Below are 21,264 nucleotides of genomic sequence, written 5' to 3'. Positions count from 1 at the left end.
AATACGCAGAGTTTATGAAGCCAATTTTCAGCAGGGGGCCCTCCCTGCAGCTCCGCCTTTTTCTGGCGGTTATTGTGGCCATCGGCATCATTATCGCCGACAGCCGCGTGGGTTCGTTTACCCAAATCCGTAACTATATGGACACGGCCGTAAGTCCATTCTATTTTCTGGCCAATGGGCCACGACAAATTCTGGACAGCGTTGCTGAAACGCTGGCCTCTCGCCAGCAGCTTGAAAAGGAGAATAAAGCGCTGCAGCGCGAACTCTTTCTGAAAAACACTGAGCTGCTGATGCTGGGACAATACCGGCAGGAAAATGCGCGTCTGCGCGAGCTGTTAGGATCGCCGCTGCGTCAGGATGAGCATAAAATGGTGACTCAGGTGATTTCTACCGGCACCGATCCCTATACCGATCAGGTGGTGATTGATAAAGGCAGCATCAATGGCGTCTATGAAGGGCAGCCGGTAATCAGCGATAAGGGCGTGGTTGGGCAGGTGATTGCGGTGGGGCAGATGACCAGCCGCGTGCTGCTGATTTGCGATGCGTCTCATGCTCTGCCAATTCAGGTGCTGCGTAATGATATTCGCGTTATCGCTGCCGGCAACGGCTGCACCGAAGATCTGCAACTGGAGCATCTGCCGGGCAATACTGATATTCGCGTTGGCGACGTGCTGGTCACCTCCGGCCTCGGCGGGCGTTTCCCGGAAGGGTATCCGGTCGCGGTAGTATCATCCGTGAAAGTGGATACGCAGCGCGCCTATACGGTGATTCAGGCGCGTCCAACGGCAGGGCTGCAGCGTCTGCGCTATTTACTGCTGCTGTGGGGCGCAGATCGTAACGGCGATATGCCAATGGCACCGGATGAAGTGCATCGGGTAGCGAACGAGCGCCTGATGCAGATGATGCCGCAGGTGCTGCCGCCAGCCGGAGAGATGGGGCCGCCGTTGCCGCCAGCCGCTGAAGGCGCGCCGGCGCAGGCAAATCCTTCAACGCCTGCCTCAGCGACGCCTTCAACCGATAGCCGCACTGCCGTACCGGGCAGCCAGCCTGCCGCGCAGGGAGGCCGTCCTTGAGTCGTTATCGCAGCCATGGCCGCTGGGTTATCTGGCTATCCTTTCTGGTGGCGCTGATCCTGCAAATTATGCCGTGGCCGGACAATTTTTATATGTTTCGTCCCTCCTGGCTGCTGCTGATCCTGATTTACTGGCTGCTGGCCCTACCGCATCGGGTGAGCGTCGGCACCGGTTTTGTCATGGGCGGCATTATGGATCTGATCTCCGGCTCCACGCTGGGGGTACGGGCACTGGCGCTGAGCATTATCGCCTATCTGGTCGCTTTCAAATTTCAGCTTTTCCGTAACCTGGCGTTGTGGCAACAGGCGTTAATGGTTATGGTGCTGTCGCTGGCAATGGATGTCATTGTTTTCTGGGCTGAGTTTTTAGTTATCAATATTTCGTTTCGGCCAGAGATTTTCTGGAGTAGCGTGGTAGACGGTATTTTGTGGCCCTGGCTATTCTTATTGATGAGAAAGATTCGTCGTCAATTCGCTGTTCAGTAAGGACAACTATGTTATCCCTTTATCTTGCCTCCGGTTCACCGCGTCGTCGTGAACTGCTGACGCAGCTTGGCCTGCATTTTGAACGTGTTATTACCGACGTAGAAGAGCAGCGCCGGGAGGACGAGAGCGCGCCGCAATATGTGCGTCGGCTGGCGCGTGAAAAAGCGCAGGCGGGCGTGGCTGTGGCACCGCAGGATCTGCCGGTGCTGGGCGCTGATACGATTGTGGTACTGAACGGTGAAGTGCTGGAAAAACCGCGCGATGCGCTACATGCTGCAGAGATGCTGACGCGTCTCTCCGGCCAGACGCATCAGGTGCTGACGGCCGTGGCGCTGGCGGATCGTCAGCGTGAGCTTGACTGTCTGGTGACTACGGATGTGACCTTCCGGCTGCTGACGCCGCAGGATATTCAGGCGTACATCGCCAGCGGCGAACCGATGGATAAGGCCGGCGCATACGGTATACAGGGGCTTGGCGGCAATTTTGTCAGAAAAATTAACGGAAGCTATCACGCCGTGGTTGGCCTGCCGCTGGTGGAAACCAGCGAACTGCTCAGCCATTTTCAATCGTTGCGTGAGGTAAGTAAGGGGAGATGATGACGGCTGAGCTACTGGTTAACGTCACGCCATCAGAAACACGCGTGGCCTATATTGACGGCGGTATCCTGCAAGAAATCCATATTGAGCGCGAAGCGAAGCGCGGCATCGTCGGCAATATCTACAAAGGTCGCGTAAGTCGGGTTTTGCCAGGCATGCAGGCTGCTTTTGTGGATATCGGCCTGGACAAAGCGGCGTTTCTGCATGCCTCCGATATTATGCCGCATACCGAATGCGTGGCTGGCGAAGAACAGAAGAATTTCAGCGTCCGCGATATCGCAGAGCTGGTGCGTCAGGGCCAGGATCTGATGGTGCAGGTGGTAAAAGATCCGCTTGGCACCAAAGGGGCACGTCTGACTACCGATATCACCCTGCCTTCGCGCTATCTGGTTTTTATGCCGGGTGCCTCTCACGTTGGTGTATCACAGCGCATTGAAAGCGAAGCCGAGCGCGACCGTCTGAAAGCCGTGGTTTCCGCCTATTGCGATGAGCAGGGCGGATTTATCATTCGCACGGCGGCGGAAGGCATTGGCGAAGAGGAGCTGGCGCAGGATGCCGCTTTTCTCAAGCGCCTGTGGACCAAAGTCATTGAGCGAAAAAAGCGTAATAAAACGCGCTGCCGTCTGTATGGCGAATTAGCGCTGGCGCAGCGCGTACTGCGTGATTTCGCAGGCGCCGCGCTCGATCGCATTCGCGTTGATTCACGGCTGACCTATGAGCTGTTGCTGGAGTTCACCTCAGAATATATGCCGGAAATGACGGCCAAGCTGGAACATTACAGCGGTCGTCAGCCGATTTTCGATCTTTATGATGTGGAAAATGAGATCCAGCGTTCGCTCGATCGTAAGGTTGAGCTGAAATCGGGCGGCTATTTGATTATCGACCAGACGGAAGCAATGACGACTATCGATATCAATACCGGCGCTTTTGTGGGTCATCGCAATCTGGATGAGACCATTTTTAACACCAATATCGAAGCGACGCAGGCGATCGCACGTCAGCTGCGGCTTCGTAACCTGGGCGGCATCATCATTATCGATTTTATCGATATGAGTAATGAAGAACATCGCCGTCGCGTACTGCACTCGCTGGACAGCGCGCTGAGTAAAGATCGGGTGAAAACCAGCATCAACGGTTTTTCCGCGCTGGGGCTGGTGGAGATGACGCGTAAGCGTACCCGCGAAAGCATTGAGCATGTGTTATGTCAGGACTGCCCGGTCTGTAAAGGACGCGGCACGCTGAAAACGGTGGAAACCGTCTGCTACGAGATCATGCGTGAAATTGTACGTGTTCATCATGCTTATGACTCCGACCGCTTTCTGGTCTATGTTTCACCCACCGTTGGCGAAGCGCTGAAAAGCGAAGAGTCGCATGCGCTGGCTGAAGTGGAGCTGTTTGTCGGCAAGCAGGTAAAGGTGCAGATCGAACCGCTCTATACCCAGGAGCAGTTTGACGTGGTGATGATGTAAAATCTGGTTAATATTTTGGTCTGTATTTGAAGATTTCACTCCGGTCAAGCGCTAAAAATGCGCCTCTGTTTCAGGTAAACTCTGCTGACCTGATTCTCCCTGGCTGCTGCAACGGCACGTTCGGGAATATGAGCCAGCTTATTCATCCGTTCAGTTTGCGCAAGACAAGGAGAGGAGTGTGAGGCAACTGCCCAGGATCCTGTTACTTACAGGCGTTGCGGTAATCGTTATCGTTGCGCTACTGGTCAGTGGCTTGCGGCTGGTGATGCCGCAGTTAAATCATCATCGCAGCGCGCTGCTTGGCGCCGTTTCCTCCGCGACCGGTTTAAAAATGGATGCTGCCTCATTGCAGGGGCGCTGGGAAAACTTCGGCCCGACGCTGGATGTGCGCCGGTTGGCCGTTTCCCTGCCCGACGGCGGCTCGCTGGATATTGGCCGCGTGACGCTGGCGCTGGATGTCTGGCAATCCCTGTTGCACGCCCGCTGGCAGTTTCGTGAGCTGACTTTCTGGCAGCTCGACCTCGATAGCCGTTCGCCGCTGATCAGTAATGATAAAAATAATCACACGCTAAAAGCGGGTCAGATCAACGATCTGTTCCTGCGTCAGTTCGACCATTTTGATCTGCGCGATAGCCGTATTCGTTTTCAAACGCTTTCCGGGCAGCGCGCCGAGCTGGCGATACCGCGGCTGAGCTGGCTGAATGAAAAAGCGCGCCATCGGGCAGAAGGGGAAGTCAGCCTCTCCAGCTTTACCGGCCAGCATGGCGTGGTACAGGTACGCTTAGATCTGCATGATGAGAATGGTCTGTTGAATGACGGACGCATCTGGCTACAGGCGGACGACGTGGATGTTAAGCCCTGGCTGGGGCAGTGGATGCGCGATAATACCACGCTTCAGAGCGCGCGTTTCAGCCTGGCCGCCTGGCTTAGCCTGAAAGAGGGCGAAGTGTATGATGGCGATGTCTGGCTGAAACAGGGCGGCGCACGCTGGCAGGGCGATAAGCAACCGCATCGGCTGGAGGTGGATAACCTGACGATGCATCTGGCGCGCTGGCGCAGCGGCTGGACGGTAACCGTGCCGCAAAACAGCTTACGCACCGATGGCCAGCCATGGCCAAAAGGGCACTTTTCTCTGGCCTGGCTGCCGCAGCATGCTATCGGCCCGGAGCCGCAAAGCGTGGAAGAGCTGCGCGTACGCGCCACCGGGCTTAATCTCCAGCGGCTGGAACCGCTAATTCCGTTATTCTCCCGCCTGTCGCCGCAGATGCTGGAGAACTGGCGCACCCTGCAGCCGCACGGGCAAATTGATGCGCTGGCGCTGGATATTCCGCTGCAGCAGCCGGATCAAAGTCGCTTTCAGGCGCGCTGGCGCGATTTAAGCTGGCAACACTGGCAGCTGCTGCCGGGCGCGCAGCATGTTACCGGCACACTGAGCGGTAGCCTGCCGGATGGTCGGCTGGATATTGGCATCAAAGACGCGGTAATGCCTTACGGCACCATGTTTCGGGCACCACTGGAGATCAAAAGCGCCACCGGCACCCTGAGCTGGCAGCAAAGTAAAAATGCGCTGGCGCTGCAGGGCAAAAACCTTGATGTACAGGCGCGCTCGCTGTGGGCCAAAGGGGATTTCAGCTACCGTCAGGGCACCGGACTGGCGCCGCGCCTCGATATTCTGGCCGGGATCCATGTCACCAATGCTGGCGATGCCTGGCGTTACTTCCCTGAACCGCTGATGGGCACTCACTTAACCGATTATCTCAGCGGGGCGATTAAAGGCGGGCAGGCCGCTAACGCTACGCTACTGTTTGCCGGCAATCCAAAACTATTCCCCTTCCGCCATAACGAAGGCATGTTTGAAGTCTCTGTGCCGCTGCGTCGCGCAAGCTACGCTTTTCAGCCAGGCTGGCCGGCGCTTGAAAATCTGGATATCGATCTCGATTTTGTTAACGATGGCCTGTGGATGACAGCGAAGCAGGCGATGCTCGGCAAGGTTCAGGCAAACAACGTCAGCGCCGTGATACCGGATTACCTGAAAGAGAAGCTGATCGTTAATGGCGATCTGCGCGGCGAGGCGGCTGACATCCGCGCTTACTTTAACCAGACGCCGCTGCGATCTTCGCTGGGTGCCGCGCTGGATGAACTGCAGTTGGGCGGAGAAACCGGCGGGCACCTGCAACTGGATATTCCGCTGGATGGCGAGCAGGTTCATGCGCGCGGTGATGTGCAGCTGGCGAATAACACGCTGCTTATCGCCCCGCTGAATAGTCGTCTTACCGCGCTTAACGGCAGTTTTACCTACGATAATGGCAACCTGCACAGCGATACGCTGCGGGCCAACTGGTTTGGGCAGCCGGTTAGCGTTAATTTTCATACCGAAGAGCGGCCGCAGGATTATCAAATTGGCGTTAGTCTGGCGGCTGAGTGGCAGGTTAATAAACTTGCGGCGCTGCCCGCAGGCGTGAGCCAGCAGCTGAGGGGCACGCTTCCCTGGCAGGGCGATGTTGCTATCACGTTGCCAAATAAGGGCGGAGCGAAATATAAAATTGATCTTGCTGGCGACCTGAAGAATGTAAGCAGTAACTTACCTTCTCCGCTGGCTAAAAAGCGCGGCGAAGCGCTGCCGCTAAAGATAACGGCAAGCGGCGATCTGCAGCACTTTGACTTACAGGGCGTAGCAGGTGATCAGCAGCGCTTTAACAGCCGCTGGCTGCCTGGTAAACAGCTGCGTCTCGATCGCGGTATCTGGCTGAACGAGGCGAAAAGCACGCCAGCCCTGCCGGATGCGCGCGGTATGGTGCTGCAGCTACCGCCGCTGGACGGCGACAGTTGGTTGAAACTGCTGATGGCCGATGGCGGAACGCAGAAAGCCGCCTCAAAAACCGGCGGCGGCGGTGCGATAACCGGTAACCGGCTACCTGGCGATATCACGCTGAGTACGCCCGCTCTCCAGCTGGCAGGACAGCAGTGGCGCGATACGCAGATTACGCTGCGCCAGCTGATGGCTGGGGGAATGCAGGTCGAGGCGCAGAGCCGTGAAATCAACGGCAAGTTAGATATTCCCCCCAGTGGGCCATGGCGCGCGCATCTTGGCTGGCTTTATTACAACCCGGAATGGCAAAGCGGCAGCGAAGAGGCCTCACCCACTCAGCCGCAGGAAAGCAGCGCGATTAACTTTGCCGGCTGGCCGGCGCTGCAAATCAACTGTGACGATTGCTGGCTGCGCGGACAAAAGTTCGGACGCATCCAGGCATACCTGACGCCGCAGAAGGATACGCTAATGCTGACCAACGGGCTGGTGGATACCGGCAGCTCGCGCCTGACCGTTAGCGGCGAGTGGGTTAATCGCTCCGCCGAACAGCGTACCTCGCTGAAAGGCAAACTCAGCGGCAGCAATATCAATAATGCCACCAACTGGTTTGGCGTGAATACGCCGCTACGCGATGCGCCTTTCGCGCTCGATTATGATCTGCACTGGCGTGCTGCGCCCTGGCAGCCATCGGAATCGTCGCTAAGCGGCGTGCTGAAAACCCATTTTGGCAGAGGGCAAATCGCTGATGTCAGCAGTGGACGTGCCGGTCAGCTGCTGCGGCTGGTTAGCTTCGACGCACTGCTGCGCAAGTTGCGCCTCGATTTTAGCGATACCTTTAGCGAAGGGTTCTGGTTTGACTCTATTAACGGCACGGCATGGATCAAAGATGGCGTGATGCAAACCGACAATCTGCTGGTAGATGGGCTGGAAGCGGATATCGCCATGCAGGGCAAGCTGGATCTGGTGAAGCGGCAGATTGATATGGAAGCCGTTGTTGCCCCTGAAATTTCAGCATCGGTGGGGGTTGCGACCGCGTTTGTGATCAATCCGGTGGTCGGCGCAGCGGTTTTTGCTGCCAGCAAGGTGCTGGGACCGTTATGGAACAAAATCTCACTGCTGCGTTATCACATCAGCGGCCCCATCGATAAACCGGAAATTAACGAAGTGTTGCGCAAACCGCGTGAAAAGAGCGCGAAGTGAATTTGACGCCGCAGGGGAATTACCGCAGGCTATAGCAATAATGTCACACAACGAGTGAGAAACGATGAGTCTGAATCTGGTAAGTGAGCAATTGCTAACTGCGAACAACATCAATCAGCAGGATTTGTTCACCCTGCTTGGGCAGCTTTCAGAACGTCGCCTGGATTATGCCGATCTCTATTTCCAGTCCAGCTACCATGAGTCCTGGGTGCTGGAGGATCGCATCATTAAAGATGGCTCCTGGAATATCGATCAGGGCGTTGGAGTACGCGCCGTTAGCGGTGAGAAAACCGGCTTCGCCTATGCTGACCAAATTACCCTGAACGCACTGCAGCTAAGCGCGCAGGCTGCCCGCAGCATTGTTCGTGAGCAGGGCAACGGCAAGGCGCAGGCGCTGGCTGCGGTATCGCATCAGGCGCTTTATCCCGCTTTCGATCCTTTACAAAGCCTGTCGCGCGAAGAAAAAATCGCTCTGCTGCACCGCGTCGATAGCGCGGCACGTATGGCGGACAAGCGCGTGCAGGAAGTCAGCGCCAGCCTGACCGGCGTATATGAACTGGTGCTGGTGGCGGCGACCGACGGCACGCTGGCGGCAGACGTGCGTCCTTTGGTGCGCTTGTCGGTCAGCGTACTGGTGGAAGAGGATGGCAAACGCGAGCGCGGTTCCAGCGGCGGCGGCGGACGTACCGGCTATGATTTCTTCCTTGCTGATGAAGCGGGCGAAGTGCGGGCCGAGCGCTGGGCGCGCGAAGCGGTACGCATGGCGCTGGTTAACCTCTCCGCCGTTGCGGCGCCTGCGGGCTCAATCCCGGTGGTGCTGGGCGCAGGCTGGCCTGGCGTGCTGCTGCACGAAGCGGTCGGGCATGGGCTGGAAGGTGATTTCAACCGACGCGGCACCTCTATGTTCAGTGGGCAGATGGGCAAACTGGTGGCATCTGAACTCTGTACGGTGGTAGATGATGGTACGCTGGATGGCCTGCGCGGTTCGTTAGCCATTGATGATGAAGGCGTACCGGGCCAGTACAACGTGCTGATCGAAAATGGCATATTGAAAGGCTATATGCAGGATAAGCTTAACGCGCGCCTGATGGGGGTTAAGCCCACCGGTAATGGTCGCCGTGAATCTTATGCGCATCTGCCAATGCCGCGCATGACCAATACCTATATGCTGGCGGGGCAGTCGACGCCGCAGGAAATTATTGAAAGCGTGGAGTATGGCCTCTACGCGCCTAACTTTGGCGGCGGGCAGGTGGATATCACCTCCGGCAAGTTTGTTTTCTCTACTTCAGAAGCCTATTTGATCGAGAAAGGAAAAGTGACGCGTCCGGTAAAAGGCGCGACGCTGATTGGATCGGGTATTGAAGCGATGCAGCAAATTTCCATGGTCGGCAACGATCTGGCGCTGGATAAAGGCGTGGGCGTATGCGGCAAGGAAGGGCAGAGCCTGCCGGTAGGTGTCGGCCAGCCAACGCTGAAACTGGATCGTTTGACCGTAGGCGGCACCGCCTGATTTGCCTTCCCTGGCAGGTTCTCTGCCAGGGATTTAACCGCTGTTGCGATGTTCCTGATAGATCTCCGCCACCTTTTTAAACCAGACGCTGAGATAATCAATACACACCTGTACTTTCAACGGCAGCTTATCTTTCTGCGTATAAAGAGCATAGACCGGACGCGGATCTGACTGATAGCGACTAAACAGTATCTCCACTTCACCCGCCTTAATCTCTTCGATCACCCACATCAGCGGAACATAGGCGATGCCGCAGCCTGCCTTCAGCCAGCGGATCAGCGTTTGTGAGTCATTGGTAACAAAGCGCCCCTGCGGCGAAAGATGCGTGCTGATCCCTTCCGGCGCGATCAGTTCGAAATCGCTGTCTGGCCGCACGCTATATTCCAGCCATGAAAAGTTAGCAATATCGGCGGGTTTCTCGGGCGTACCGTGCTGCTCAAGGTAGTGTTTCGCGGCGCAAACCACCATCGGCATTGAGCCCAGGCGGCGCGAAAACAGGCTGGAATCCTGTAACGCCCCGACCCGGATCACCACGTCCAGCCCATCGGCAATCAGATCGGGTGCCGGAATACCGGTTACCAGATTCACCGTCAGGCCGGGATATTCCTGCAGCATTTCCGCCGTCATATTCGCCAACACGTTTTGCGCCATGGTGGATGAGCTGCCGATGCGCAGCGTGCCGATCGGCAAGTTATTAAAAGCATACAGCTGTTCATGTACCTGATGCGCTTCCGTCAGCATCCGGCGACACCCCTGATAGTAGATGCGGCCCGCCTCGGTCAGCCCAAGGCTGCGGGTGCTGCGATTGAGTAATTTAACCTGCAGTTCATCTTCCAGTTTAGAGACAATCTGGCTTATTGAGGAAACGCTCATCTGTAACTGACGCGCAGCGGCAGTAAACGACCCCAATTCAACCACTTTGGCAAAAACCGACATACCCTTGAGTCGTTCCATTATTCACTCTGGCTTAAAAGTGATTTAGATCACATTATGTAGATAACTTATAGTCAGGCGCGTTACTATATGACGCCGGGTTGCCGTCTGGTGACTCACCTTTTGTGCCAGGACACTTAAGTACACGCTATGCTTTAGGTGCTGATATTCGTCTGACAGTGTACCTGTCGTCCGATCATCATCAACCCGTAATATGAAACTACCTGTATATGCAGGCCGTTTCGCGCTGGCATCACGGTATGGCCCGGTTACGTATCAACAAGGATAAAAGATGAGTGTGTTACCGGTTATTGTCATATTTGGGCTCTCTTTTCCGCCCATATTTTTTGAAATCATTGTCTCGCTCTTGCTGTTCTGGCTGGTACGTCGCGTATTGCAGCCGGTTGGTTTGTATGATTTTGTCTGGCATCCGGCGCTGTTTAATACCGCACTCTATTGTTGCCTGTTCTATTTAGTATCCTGTCTGTTCGTCTGAGGTTTTAAGTGAAAGCTCTAATAAGAAAAATTGCGCGCTATGCCATTACCCTGATTCTGGTTGTTATCGCCGTGGTGGTTGTTTTCCGCGCCTGGGCTTTTTATACCGAATCGCCCTGGACACGAGATGCTAAATTCGCCGCTGACGTGGTGGCTATCGCCCCTGACGTCACCGGTCTGATTACTGACGTGCGCGTGCATGATAACCAGCTGATAAAAAAGGGCGACGTGCTGTTTACCATCGACCAGCCGCGTTTCGAGAAAGCGCTCGCGGAAGCGGATGCGGATGTTCAGTATTACCAGGCGTTGGTTAATGAGAAACGTCGTGAAGCGGCCCGCCGCAACAAGCTGGGCGTGATCGCCATGTCACGCGAAGCGATCGAACAATCCAATAACGATCTGCAAACTGCCGAACATCAGCTGGCGAAGGCGCAGGCCTCGCGCGATTTGGCGAAGCTGGATCTGGAACGTACGGTTATCCGGGCGCCGGCTAATGGCTGGGTTACCAACCTCAATGTATTTACCGGTGAGTTTATTACGCGCGGCACAACTTCCGTGGCGCTGGTAAAACAGAACTCCTACTACGTGATGGCCTACATGGAAGAGACCAAGCTGGAAGGTGTTCGTCCCGGCTATCGTGCTGAGATCACACCGCTGGGCAGCGATCGCGTGCTGCGTGGTACGGTTGATTCGGTGGCTGCTGGCGTGACCAACAGCAGCAGCAGCGTCGACAGCAAAGGTATGGCTACCATCGATTCGAATCTGGAGTGGGTGCGTCTGGCGCAGCGCGTGCCGGTCAAGATCCGCCTCGATCGGCAGCAGGGTAACCTCTATCCTGCGGGCACTACTGCCACTATCGTTATCACCGGCGAGAAAGATCGCGAGCAGAAACCGGAAAATCCTCTGACCCGGCTGCTGCATCGCCTGCGTGAGTTCGGCTAAGCGAGGGCGTGATGCAACTCGAACGATTACGCTTTCCGGTTAAGCTGACTTTTGCCATTCTTACCGCGCTACTGATTGGCTTTCATTTTAATCTGGAAACGCCGCGCTGGGCGGTGATGACTGCCGGGATCGTCGCCGGCGGTACCGCCTTTGCCGCAGGCGGCGACCCTTACTCTGGCGCGCTGCGCCATCGCGGTATGCTGCGTATCATCGGCACCTTCCTGGGCTGTCTGGCGGCGTTGGTGATTATGATCGCCACCATTCGCGCGCCGGTGGTCATGATGCTGCTCTGCTGTATCTGGGCTGGGTTCTGCGTTTGGGTTTCCTCTTTGATGCGTGTAGAAAACTCCTATGCGCTGGGGCTGGCGGGTTACACCGCATTGATTATTGTGATCAGCGTGGATTTAACCGCTAGCACGCCGATGCTGGCTCCGCAGTTTGCGGTAGAACGCTGCAGTGAGATTATTATTGGCATCATCTCAGCAATTTTGGCGGATATGGTGTTCTCGCCGCGCTCGATCAAAAAGGTGATCGATAAAGAGATCGAAACTCTGCTGTTAGAGCAGTATCGCCTGCTGCAGCTCTGCGTGGCTCATGGCGATAAAGAAGAGGTGGATAAGGCGTGGGGCAACCTGGTGCGGCGCACCACGACCCTTAACGGCATGCGCAGCCAGCTGAATATGGAGTCGTCACGCTGGCAGCGGGCAAACCGCCGCCTGAAAGGGATACACACGCTTTCGCTGACATTGATTACGCAGGCAGCGGAAACGTTCCTGATCCAAAACTCGCGTCCTGAATTTATACCGCCGCAGTATCGTGTTCTGCTGGAAAAAGAGGTCAACAACCTTAGCGATCTGCACAAGCATCTGAAAAATCTGCGACGCGTGATAAGCGCATCCGGCAGTAAAAGCACGCCGATGACGCTGGTGAGCTGGACAGGCGCTGCGACGCAATATTTGATGCTGTTAAAGGGCGTACAAACCAATAGCAGCATGAGTCAGCAGGAAGAGGCTTTGCTGAACCATGAAGTGGAAGTGGTGCGCGCGCGCTCAGCGGAAACCCATCATGCGATGATTAACGGCATCCGTACTTTCGTTGCTACGGCGCTGGGGACGCTCTTCTGGCTCTATAGCGGCTGGACGTCCGGCAGCGGCTGTATGCTGATGCTGGCGGTGATTACCGCGCTGGCGATGCGTGCACCGAATCCGCTGATGATGGCGAAAGACTTTCTTTACGGGATGACGGTGGCGGTACCGCTGGGGGCGCTCTATTTTATGGTGATTATGCCCTCTACGCAGCAGAGTATGCTGCTGCTCTGTATCGCGCTCGGTACACTGGCGTTTGTCGCCGGTATCTTTATCCAGCGGCGTCAGTTGGGTACGCTCGGTGCATTTGTCGGCACGCTGAATATTCTGGTGCTGGATAATCCAATGACGTTCTCGGTAAATTCCTTCCTTGATAATGCGCTGGGCCAGGTTATCGGCTGTTTTGTGGCGCTGATGGTGATCCTGATTATTCGCGACAACTCACGCGCCCGCACCGGACGCACCTTGCTGAATCGGTTTATGTATGCAGCAGTATCGGCTCTGACGACCAATCAGGCGCGACGTAAAGAGAACCATCTGCCTGCGCTTTATCAACAGCTGTTTTTACTGTTGAATCTGTTCCCTGGCGATATTGATAAGTACCGTCTGGCACTGACTTTGATTATTGGTCATCAGCGTTTGCGGAATGCAGAGATCCCGGTGAATGCCGATCTCTCGGCGTTTCATAAGCAGCTGCGTTATACCGCTGACCGGGTGATCGCTTCACGTAGCGATGACAAGCGACGTTATTATTATCAAAAGCTACTGCGCGAGTTTGATACCTATCAGGAAAAGCTCCAGCTCTATCAGGCGCCGCTAAGCGTTACCGAGCCGGTTAAGCGCCTGGCCGATATGCTGAAAAAATATCAGAATACCCTGATCAATATTTAATCCTGCCGTCGGTGCCCTCAGGCACCGGCCTTTGCGCCCGTTTTCCCTGTTTTCCTGCCGTGCTGAAACCGAAGGCCCACGCTTTGCCAACTATACTTGGCACAACAGGACAGTGAAAACAGGAGCGTAAAATGACCCATTCCCTGCAAGATCATGAACTTTTCCAGACGGGCTGTCTGATTAACGGCCAGTGGCAAAACCTGAGCGAAACCTTTGAGGTGCTAAATCCGGCTACCGGCGAGGCGATCGCGCGCGTAGCTAAAGGCGGCAAGCGCGAAACCGAACAGGCGATCGCGGCAGCCGGGCAAGCTTTTCCCGCCTGGCGTGCCCTGGCCGCGAAACAGCGATCGGAGATTCTTTATCGCTGGTATCAGCTGATTATTGAGAATAAAAGCTGGCTCGGGCAGCTGATGACCGCTGAACAGGGCAAACCGCTGAAAGAGGCTGAAGGTGAAGTGGAGTATGCCGCCAGCTTTATTCAGTGGTTTGCCGAGCAGGCCAAACGCGTCAATGGCGAAATCATTCCACCGGCCAAAAGCGGCGCGCGCATTCTGGTCACCCGGGAACCGGTGGGCGTGGTAGCTGCCATTACGCCGTGGAATTTTCCAATGGCAATGCTGACGCGGAAGCTGGGCCCCGCGCTGGCAGCAGGCTGCACCGGCATTATCAAGCCTGCCAATAATACGCCGCTTTCCGCTTTTGCGTTGCTGGCGTTGGCGCAAAAGGCAGGCGTACCCGATGGCGTGCTGAACGGCGTTGCTGGTGATACCCATGCTATCAGCGATGCCATTATGGCCAGCGGCGCGGTGCGTAAAATTTCCTTTACCGGCTCCACTGCCGTAGGCAAAACCCTGATGCGTAACGCTGCAGAAACCATGAAAAAAATTTCTATGGAGCTGGGCGGCAACGCGCCTTATATCGTGTTTGAGGATGCGGATATTGAGGCTGCGGTTAAAGGGGCGATCGCCAATAAATTCCGTAATGCCGGCCAGGTTTGCGTTAGCGTGAATCGCTTTTTTATTCACGATGCGGTTTATGAGCGCTTTGTTGAGCGGCTGGCAGAGGAGGTTAACAAACTCAAGGTCGGCAACGGCATGGAGGAGGGCGTAGTGGTTGGCCCGTTAATCAATCATGCTGCGGTAGAAAAAGTTGAGGAGCATGTAAAAGATGCGCAGGCGAAGGGCGGACGTATCGTGACCGGCGGCGCACGGCATGCTTTAGGCGGTAATTTCTGGCAGCCCACGGTTATCGCCGAGGCCAGTGAAGAGATGAAGTTAGCGCATGAAGAGACTTTTGGCCCGGTAGCAGCCTGTTTTCGTTTTACTGATGAAGATGAGGTTATCCGTCGGGCAAACGCCACGGAATATGGCCTTGCAGCCTATTTTTATACGCAAAACCTGCAACGGATCTTTCGCGTATCTTCCGCGCTGGAAAGCGGCATGATCGGTATCAATGAGTGTGCAGTATCAACCGAACTGGCACCTTTCGGTGGCGTAAAAGAGTCCGGCCTGGGACGTGAAGGCTCGGTATTAGGTATGGAAGAGTATCTGGAAGTAAAAGCCCTGCATATTGGTGGCCTGTAAGCAGATTGGGCGCGTGGCGCCCAATATCCTGGTAAGGAGCAACCGGCATGAAGAAAGAGATTTTTGACTTTAATGAGATCGTCGATCAGGCGCACTTTTATCGCCAGTTTAGCGAACGCTTTGCGCTTAACGATCGGTTAATTGTTGATCTGGATTCATTATGGGACGCTGTTACGCAATCGCAACTGCCATTACCGGTAGAAATTGAGTTTATCCATTTAGGCGCCGGGCAAAAACGCCGCTATGGTGCGCTGATTTTGCTGTTCGATGAAGCAGAAGAGGAGCTGGAAGGTCAGCTTCGCTTTAATGTCCGTCAGACGCAAAAAAGCCAATAAAAAAGGCCCTAAACAGCAGGGCCAAGGGGTTCGTCAAACAGCTGACGAGGAATTATTTATAGCGCTTTATTCAATGTCACGTTCAGCCTGTCAGACCCGCTAATAATTCAGGTATTTTTACTGGATATCACGTTGAGGCCGTCGGCCCGGTAATTATTTGTAGATTTCAGCAGTCGCGTGATAGTTACCGTTGGTATAAGCCTCAACAACGCGATAGGCAGAAGCGCCTTCTTTATCTGCTTTCCGGGACAGATGCTGACGAATAGCTGTTGGGCTGGCATCAATACCGCTTACGGAAATGGTGCCGATGGGTTGCAGATTCTGGCTGGCGACGTCTTGCTGAGTAACCAGATCGGCTGCAGCTGCGCCGAATGAAAGGACGGAAGCCAGACCTAAAGCAGCAAAGGTAAATGTAGTTTTCATTTCTTACTCCTGAATATCGATGTTACGGCAGCCGGGATGGCTTGATAGCGATTATTATTTCTGAGGCTGCCTGAGTCGTTCATGCATTAAACCGGTATGCACCCGGCAGTCACATTGCGCTTATTTATACAGCTCAGCAGTAACGTGATAGTTGTCGTTGTTACGCGCTTCGATAATGCGATAAGCGCTGGCACCCTGACGCTCAGCTTTTGCCTGCAGCGCCTGATGAATATCCATCGGCGTACCTGCAATGCCGCTAATGCTTACCGTACCGATTGGCTGCAGATTCTGCGCCTGATCGGCGTTGATAGATTCTGCTGCAAAAGCACTGAATGAGAGAGTAGAAGCAAGTCCTACGGTTGCGATGATAGTTTTAATGTTCATTGATCTGTTCCTCGTCTTCTATTTTTGTCTTTGTTTGCTCTGTGATCCACATCACGAAAACAAGTATAGATCTAATCACGTATGAAATTAATATTCTGCTAATAATGTTTTGTTGTTACGCTTTAGCTAATGGCGCTTTTTTTATAACCAGAAGTTATATAGGGAGGTTATTTATTGTGCAGAATTGGTTATTTTTTAATTAAAACAGTGTTATAAGTGACTTTATCTATTTGTGCTTTGCCTTCTGGTCGAATCAGCCAGTAAAAATTCTCAGGCAGTCATATCTCCTGTATTGTTATGAGGAAGGCAGCACGATATGCGAATGTGTTGAGATGGCAGCCAATAAAACAAGGCGCTCTTATTCCATTTAACGCTGACAGTGACGTTTGAAACACAGAGAGGCAGAAAGCAAGAGAAGAACGGGTAGAGGATAATAAGCGCAGAACACAACCATGCCGAATTAACAGAAAAACAGGATCGCCTACTAAAAGCCAGCGATCCCGCTTTGCTTACAGTTCCTGTTCAAACAGATTCAGGATAGCTTCATAAAGTTGTTTCACGGTAAAGGCGCGCGCTGGCGTGATAAAAATGGTGTCGTCGCCTGCAATCGTACCAAGGATCCCTTCCGCTTTGCCTAATGAGTCCAACAGGCGGGCAATCAACTGTGCTGCGCCGGGACTGGTATGAATCACCACCAGCGCCTCGTTGTAATCAATATCCAGCACCAGGTTTTTAAGCGGAGAGGTTGTGGTGGGCACCCCCAGTTCGGCTGGCAGACAGTAAACCATTTCCATCTTCGCGTTACGGGTACGCACCGCACCAAACTTGGTCAGCATACGAGAGACTTTCGACTGGTTGATATTGTCGAAGCCTTCATCCTGCAGGGCTGTCACAATTTCACCCTGCGAGCTGAATTTTTCCTCTTTCAATAAAGCCTTGAATGCTTTAATCAGATCTTCTTGTTTCGATGGGTTACGCATAGGCTACCGATAATATAAAAATGCTGTGAAGCCCGTCCAGCAGGCAATACATTATTATGCATTTAAATGAATGTTTATGCAAATACGCTGCGGTGAACAGTGGCGTTACCGCGCAGTGGGCGCGCATTTTACCAGACTTTCGGCGCAGATAAAATTTACGCGAAGCGCATAGCTATGGCAGACGAAGTGAAGGGATTGTTATAAAATTGATGTTGTTCTGCTAAGCGCGGACGGTGTAAGGTATTGTTGATTAATTTATCTGTATCCGGTTACGCCCAGTGTCAGGCCTGTACGTAATGCGGTCATTTTCACCCGTTTCTGCTGGCTTTTATCGGCCAGGTAAAACGATGACAACGTCCTCGCTATTACTTCTCAGGTCGTCCAGCATAGTACCCCGCTGGATTCCGACATTTTTATGCTCACAATAATAAGGAGTTTAGGATGAAAGTTGCAGTTCTCGGTGCGGCTGGTGGTATCGGCCAGGCACTCGCACTTCTGCTGAAAACCCAGTTACCTGCGGGTTCAGAACTCTCTCTGTATGATATTGCTCCCGTAACGCCCGGTGTGGCCGTTGATTTAAGCCACATTCCTACGCCGGTTAAAATCAAAGGTTTCAGCGGTGAAGATGCAACGCCTGCGCTGCAGGGCGCCGATGTGGTATTGATCTCTGCCGGCGTGGCACGTAAGCCTGGTATGGATCGCTCCGATCTGTTTAATGTTAATGCCGGTATCGTACGCAATTTGATCGAGCAGGTGGCTAAAACCTCTCCTAAAGCGCTGATTGGTATCATTACCAATCCGGTAAACACTACCGTTGCCATTGCCGCAGAGGTGCTGAAAAAAGCCGGCGTTTACGATAAAAATCGTCTGTTCGGCGTGACTACGCTGGATATTATCCGCTCAAACACTTTTGTGGCAGAGCTGAAAGGCAAACAGCCGACCGAACTGAATGTACCGGTAGTGGGCGGACACTCCGGCGTCACCATTCTGCCGCTGCTTTCACAGGTGCCTGGCGTCTCTTTCAGCGAACAAGAAATAGCCGATCTGACCAAACGTATTCAGAACGCGGGTACGGAAGTGGTTGAGGCCAAGGCGGGCGGCGGATCCGCTACGCTGTCAATGGGACAGGCGGCTGCGCGCTTTGGTCTGTCACTGGTACGTGCGCTGCAGGGTGAAAGCAATGTGGTAGAGTGCGCCTATGTTGAGGGTGATGGTGAATATGCACGATTCTTCTCGCAGCCGCTGCTGCTGGGCAAAGAGGGCGTGGCCGAGTATCGTCCCATTGGCCAACTGAGCGACTTTGAGCAAAAAGCGCTGGAAGGCATGCTGGAGACACTGAAGAAAGATATTCAGCTGGGCGAAGAGTTCGTTAAGTAATATCACTGATGTTAAAAAGGGAGCCACAGGGCTCCCTTTTTTATTACGCAGCAGAAGACCGTTTTAAAAGGAGCCTTCGAACGTCTTGTTACGGCGTCGCTATTGCGCCGGATATTCCTGAATGGTGACTTTCAGCGTCAGTTTCCTGTCGTTACGAATAACCTGCACATCAATCACCGAACCGGGACGTATCTCGGCCACCTGATCCATGGTTTCCTGCGCAGAAACGGCGGGCTTGCCGTTAACGCTGGTAATCAGATCATTCACCTGAATACCGGCTTTGGCTGCCGGGCCTTCCGGCGCAACGTTATTCACTACAATTCCCTGAATATGATCCACACTGGCATTCTGTCCATGCAGCGGTGGCACTTCACGACCGGTAATCCCGATGTAGCCGCGAATAACGCGCCCGTCACGAATAAGCTTATCCATGATTTTTGTCGCCAGCGCGGTAGGGATTGCAAAGCCGATCCCTTCCGGCGTCTCGCCATCGTTACTTTTATCAAACGAAAGCGTATTGATGCCCATCAGCTCGCCCAGTGAGTTAATGAGCGCGCCGCCAGAGTTGCCCCGGTTAATCGAGGCATCGGTTTGCAGAAAGTTTTGCCGCCCGGAAGGGCTTAAGCCAACGCGGCCAGTGGCGCTGATAATGCCCTGGGTGACGGTTTGCCCAAGATTGTAAGGGTTGCCGATAGCCATCACGATATCGCCCACGTGCGCGATGCGTTCCGGGTTAATGGGAATAACCGGCAGGTTAGTGGCGGTGATTTTCAGTACCGCCAGATCGGTCAGGCTGTCAGAGCCAACCAGCATAGCCTCAATAAAACGCCCGTCCTGTAACGCGACAATAATCTGATCGGCACCGTTGATAACGTGACGGTTGGTCAGGATATAACCTTTATTATTCATTATTACGCCGGAGCCAAGCGTAGTAATGCCTCGTCCGTTACTGCTAGACGCGCTGCGGTTATAGACGTTTACCACGGCCGGAACGGCGCGGCGTACTCCCTGATTAAAGCTAAAAGGCGTTTGATCGGCGCTGCTTTCCGGCACAGAAAGCAGGCTGCTGCCGATGCGCAACGCGGGCATCACCGCCAGTAAAATACCTGCGACGATCAGCCCCAGAACTACCGAGCGCAAGAGTTTAAGAAACATGATGTTAAGCTATATCGGAAAAGAACTGGGGCAGAATATCATGAGTTGCGCGGACACACACGGGCTTGTGTCCGCAACATGATATGGCGCTTTTTAGCGCAGCAGCAGATAGAGGCTTTCCCCGCCGCGTACGATATTTAGTGCCAGGAAAGGCGGCTTGCTGGCCAGTGCCTTACGCATCTCATCCAGGTTCTGAACGCGCGTGCGGTTAACGCCAATGATGATATCATCTTTTTGCAAACCGATCTGCTCGGCTGGCGTCGCCTTTTGTACGCTATCTACCTTAACGCCTTTATTACCGTCAGGCAACTGACCATCGCTGAGCGACGCGCCCTGTAACGCAGGCGTCATCAGTTCGTCGCTGGTCATGGTACGCGCGCTGGCATCAAGCTTCACCGTGACGCTAAGCGGTTTCCCTTCGCGCAGCAGGCCGATTTTTACCTCTTTGCCCGGCGGCGTGGTACCGATTTTCACCCGCAGTTCAGCAAAGCTGGTAATCGGCTTGCCGTCTACAGAAGTAATAATATCGCCAGACTTGATTCCAGCGGTCGCCGCCGCAGATTTAGGCAGCACTTCAGAGACGAAGGCGCCGCGTTGGGCATCCACATTAAAGGCGCGCGCCATATCAGCGGTCATTTCCGTGCCTTTAATGCCCAGCTGACCACGTTTTACTTCGCCGGTCTCAATCAGCTGCTTAGCCAGCTCCATAGCCATATTGCCCGGAATAGCGAAGCCGATGCCAATGTTGCCGCCGCTGGAGGCAAGAATAGCGGTATTGATGCCGATCAGCTCACCGTTAAGATTTACCAGCGCGCCGCCGGAGTTACCGCGGTTAATGGCAGCATCGGTCTGAATAAAATTCTCCAGGCCTTCCAGGTTCAGCCCGCTACGACCCAGCGCAGAGATAATGCCTGAAGTTGCTGTCTGACCGAGGCCAAAGGGGTTGCCGATGGCGATAGCGAAGTCGCCGACCCGTAACTGGTCTGAATCTGCGATTTTAACCTGCGTCAGGTTTTTTGCATTCAACACCTGAATAAGCGCAATGTCAGTCTGAGCATCGCGGCCCAGCAGTTTAGCGTCATATTCACGGCCATCGCTCAGCTGAACGCTGATTTTATCAGCGCCGTTAACCACATGGTTATTGGTTAAGATATAGCCTTTCTGGGCATCAATAATCACGCCCGAACCCAGTCCTTCGAAAGGCTGAGGCTGCGCATCCCCCTGTCCCTGACCGAAAAAGCGTTTTAACGGCTCAGGCAGGTCCTGCGCCGCGTTTTCGGTCGCCGTGCCTTCAACATGAACGCTGACCACGGCCGGCAACACTTTCTCCAGCATAGGTGCCAGACTGGGCAGGGCCTGATTCTGGACCTGGGAAGGCAGCGAAGCCATGGCTGAAGGTGCCAGGCTGAAATTTAAACCAACGGATAAGGCTACCGCGCTCAACAATAATGATTTTTTCTTCATCGTTACGACGCTCTCGCTGCTTAACAGGGGATTGACAGAGTGACTTGCCAGCTCAGGTAGCTGGCCTGAAAAAGC

General features: G+C 54.2%; 18 protein-coding genes. 12 read left to right on the top strand and 6 right to left on the bottom strand.

Annotation, left to right across the window (positions count from 1 at the left end):
- Positions 1–14: 14 nt before the first annotated feature.
- From mreC to tldD, 6 genes are all read left to right on the top strand, one after another.
- The gene (gene mreC / locus B1H58_RS05285) at positions 15–1,073 is read left to right on the top strand and encodes a rod shape-determining protein MreC (RefSeq protein WP_085068393.1); all 1,059 of its coding nucleotides are present in this window, start codon (positions 15–17) and stop codon (positions 1,071–1,073) included.
- Positions 1,070–1,558, top strand: coding sequence for a rod shape-determining protein MreD (mreD, locus tag B1H58_RS05280; RefSeq protein WP_085068391.1), 489 nt, complete (start codon positions 1,070–1,072; stop codon positions 1,556–1,558). Before mreC ends, mreD begins: the two co-directional genes overlap by 4 nt.
- An 8-nt stretch (positions 1,559–1,566) precedes the next feature.
- Positions 1,567–2,154 (top strand): Maf family protein, encoded by a 588-nt coding sequence (locus tag B1H58_RS05275; RefSeq protein WP_157130151.1) that lies wholly within the window; start codon positions 1,567–1,569, stop codon positions 2,152–2,154.
- A complete protein-coding gene (gene rng, locus B1H58_RS05270; RefSeq protein WP_085068389.1) occupies positions 2,154–3,623 on the top strand; it encodes a ribonuclease G in 1,470 nt (489 codons plus the stop codon). Before B1H58_RS05275 ends, rng begins: the two co-directional genes overlap by 1 nt.
- Before the next feature lie 178 nt (positions 3,624–3,801).
- Positions 3,802–7,632: an AsmA2 domain-containing protein YhdP gene (gene yhdP / locus B1H58_RS05265; RefSeq protein ID WP_085068387.1), complete on the top strand. Its 3,831-nt coding sequence runs from the start codon at positions 3,802–3,804 to the stop codon at positions 7,630–7,632.
- A 64-nt stretch (positions 7,633–7,696) separates the two neighbouring features.
- Positions 7,697–9,142, top strand: a complete 1,446-nt coding sequence (gene tldD / locus B1H58_RS05260) for a metalloprotease TldD (protein WP_085068385.1) — start codon at positions 7,697–7,699, stop codon at positions 9,140–9,142.
- Positions 9,143–9,175: 33 nt separating this feature from the next.
- On the opposite strand, the gene aaeR is transcribed toward tldD, so the two are convergent.
- Positions 9,176–10,096 (bottom strand): HTH-type transcriptional activator AaeR, encoded by a 921-nt coding sequence (aaeR, locus tag B1H58_RS05255; protein ID WP_085068383.1) that lies wholly within the window; start codon positions 10,094–10,096, stop codon positions 9,176–9,178.
- Between the two features lie 271 nt (positions 10,097–10,367).
- On the opposite strand from aaeR, the gene aaeX reads away from it, so the two are divergent.
- From aaeX to B1H58_RS05230, 5 genes are all read left to right on the top strand, one after another.
- A complete protein-coding gene (gene aaeX / locus B1H58_RS05250; RefSeq protein WP_085068381.1) occupies positions 10,368–10,571 on the top strand; it encodes a p-hydroxybenzoic acid efflux pump operon protein AaeX in 204 nt (67 codons plus the stop codon).
- An 8-nt stretch (positions 10,572–10,579) separates the two neighbouring features.
- Positions 10,580–11,512, top strand: coding sequence for a p-hydroxybenzoic acid efflux pump subunit AaeA (gene aaeA / locus B1H58_RS05245; RefSeq protein ID WP_085068379.1), 933 nt, complete (start codon positions 10,580–10,582; stop codon positions 11,510–11,512).
- Between the two features lie 11 nt (positions 11,513–11,523).
- The gene (aaeB, locus tag B1H58_RS05240; protein ID WP_085068377.1) at positions 11,524–13,488 is read left to right on the top strand and encodes a p-hydroxybenzoic acid efflux pump subunit AaeB; all 1,965 of its coding nucleotides are present in this window, start codon (positions 11,524–11,526) and stop codon (positions 13,486–13,488) included.
- A gap of 131 nt (positions 13,489–13,619) precedes the next feature.
- Positions 13,620–15,071, top strand: a complete 1,452-nt coding sequence (locus B1H58_RS05235; RefSeq protein ID WP_085068375.1) for an NAD-dependent succinate-semialdehyde dehydrogenase — start codon at positions 13,620–13,622, stop codon at positions 15,069–15,071.
- Between the two features lie 47 nt (positions 15,072–15,118).
- Positions 15,119–15,406, top strand: a complete 288-nt coding sequence (locus B1H58_RS05230) for a barstar family protein (RefSeq protein ID WP_085068373.1) — start codon at positions 15,119–15,121, stop codon at positions 15,404–15,406.
- Positions 15,407–15,559: 153 nt separating this feature from the next.
- Here the strand turns inward: B1H58_RS05230 and yhcN (B1H58_RS05225) are convergent, their stop codons facing one another.
- The 3 genes from yhcN (B1H58_RS05225) to argR form a co-directional block, all read right to left on the bottom strand.
- Positions 15,560–15,829 (bottom strand): peroxide/acid stress response protein YhcN, encoded by a 270-nt coding sequence (gene yhcN / locus B1H58_RS05225; RefSeq protein WP_085068371.1) that lies wholly within the window; start codon positions 15,827–15,829, stop codon positions 15,560–15,562.
- Positions 15,830–15,949: 120 nt separating this feature from the next.
- Entirely contained in the window at positions 15,950–16,213 is a 264-nt protein-coding gene (yhcN, locus tag B1H58_RS05220) for a peroxide/acid stress response protein YhcN (RefSeq protein ID WP_085068369.1), read from the bottom strand.
- Between the two features lie 509 nt (positions 16,214–16,722).
- Positions 16,723–17,193 (bottom strand): transcriptional regulator ArgR, encoded by a 471-nt coding sequence (argR, locus tag B1H58_RS05215; protein ID WP_085068367.1) that lies wholly within the window; start codon positions 17,191–17,193, stop codon positions 16,723–16,725.
- A gap of 441 nt (positions 17,194–17,634) precedes the next feature.
- Between argR and mdh the strand changes: the two genes are divergently transcribed.
- The gene (mdh, locus tag B1H58_RS05210) at positions 17,635–18,570 is read left to right on the top strand and encodes a malate dehydrogenase (protein WP_085068365.1); all 936 of its coding nucleotides are present in this window, start codon (positions 17,635–17,637) and stop codon (positions 18,568–18,570) included.
- A 99-nt stretch (positions 18,571–18,669) separates the two neighbouring features.
- On the opposite strand, the gene degS is transcribed toward mdh, so the two are convergent.
- Both degS and degQ read right to left on the bottom strand, forming a co-directional pair.
- Positions 18,670–19,725, bottom strand: a complete 1,056-nt coding sequence (degS, locus tag B1H58_RS05205; protein WP_085068363.1) for an outer membrane-stress sensor serine endopeptidase DegS — start codon at positions 19,723–19,725, stop codon at positions 18,670–18,672.
- A 93-nt stretch (positions 19,726–19,818) separates the two neighbouring features.
- Positions 19,819–21,189, bottom strand: a complete 1,371-nt coding sequence (gene degQ, locus B1H58_RS05200; RefSeq protein WP_085068361.1) for a serine endoprotease DegQ — start codon at positions 21,187–21,189, stop codon at positions 19,819–19,821.
- Positions 21,190–21,264 lie beyond the last annotated feature (75 nt).

Origin of the sequence: Pantoea alhagi (assembly GCF_002101395.1) — a bacterium.
Lineage (GTDB): Bacteria > Pseudomonadota > Gammaproteobacteria > Enterobacterales > Enterobacteriaceae > Mixta > Mixta alhagi.
This window is presented reverse-complemented; position numbering and strand designations above follow the sequence as displayed.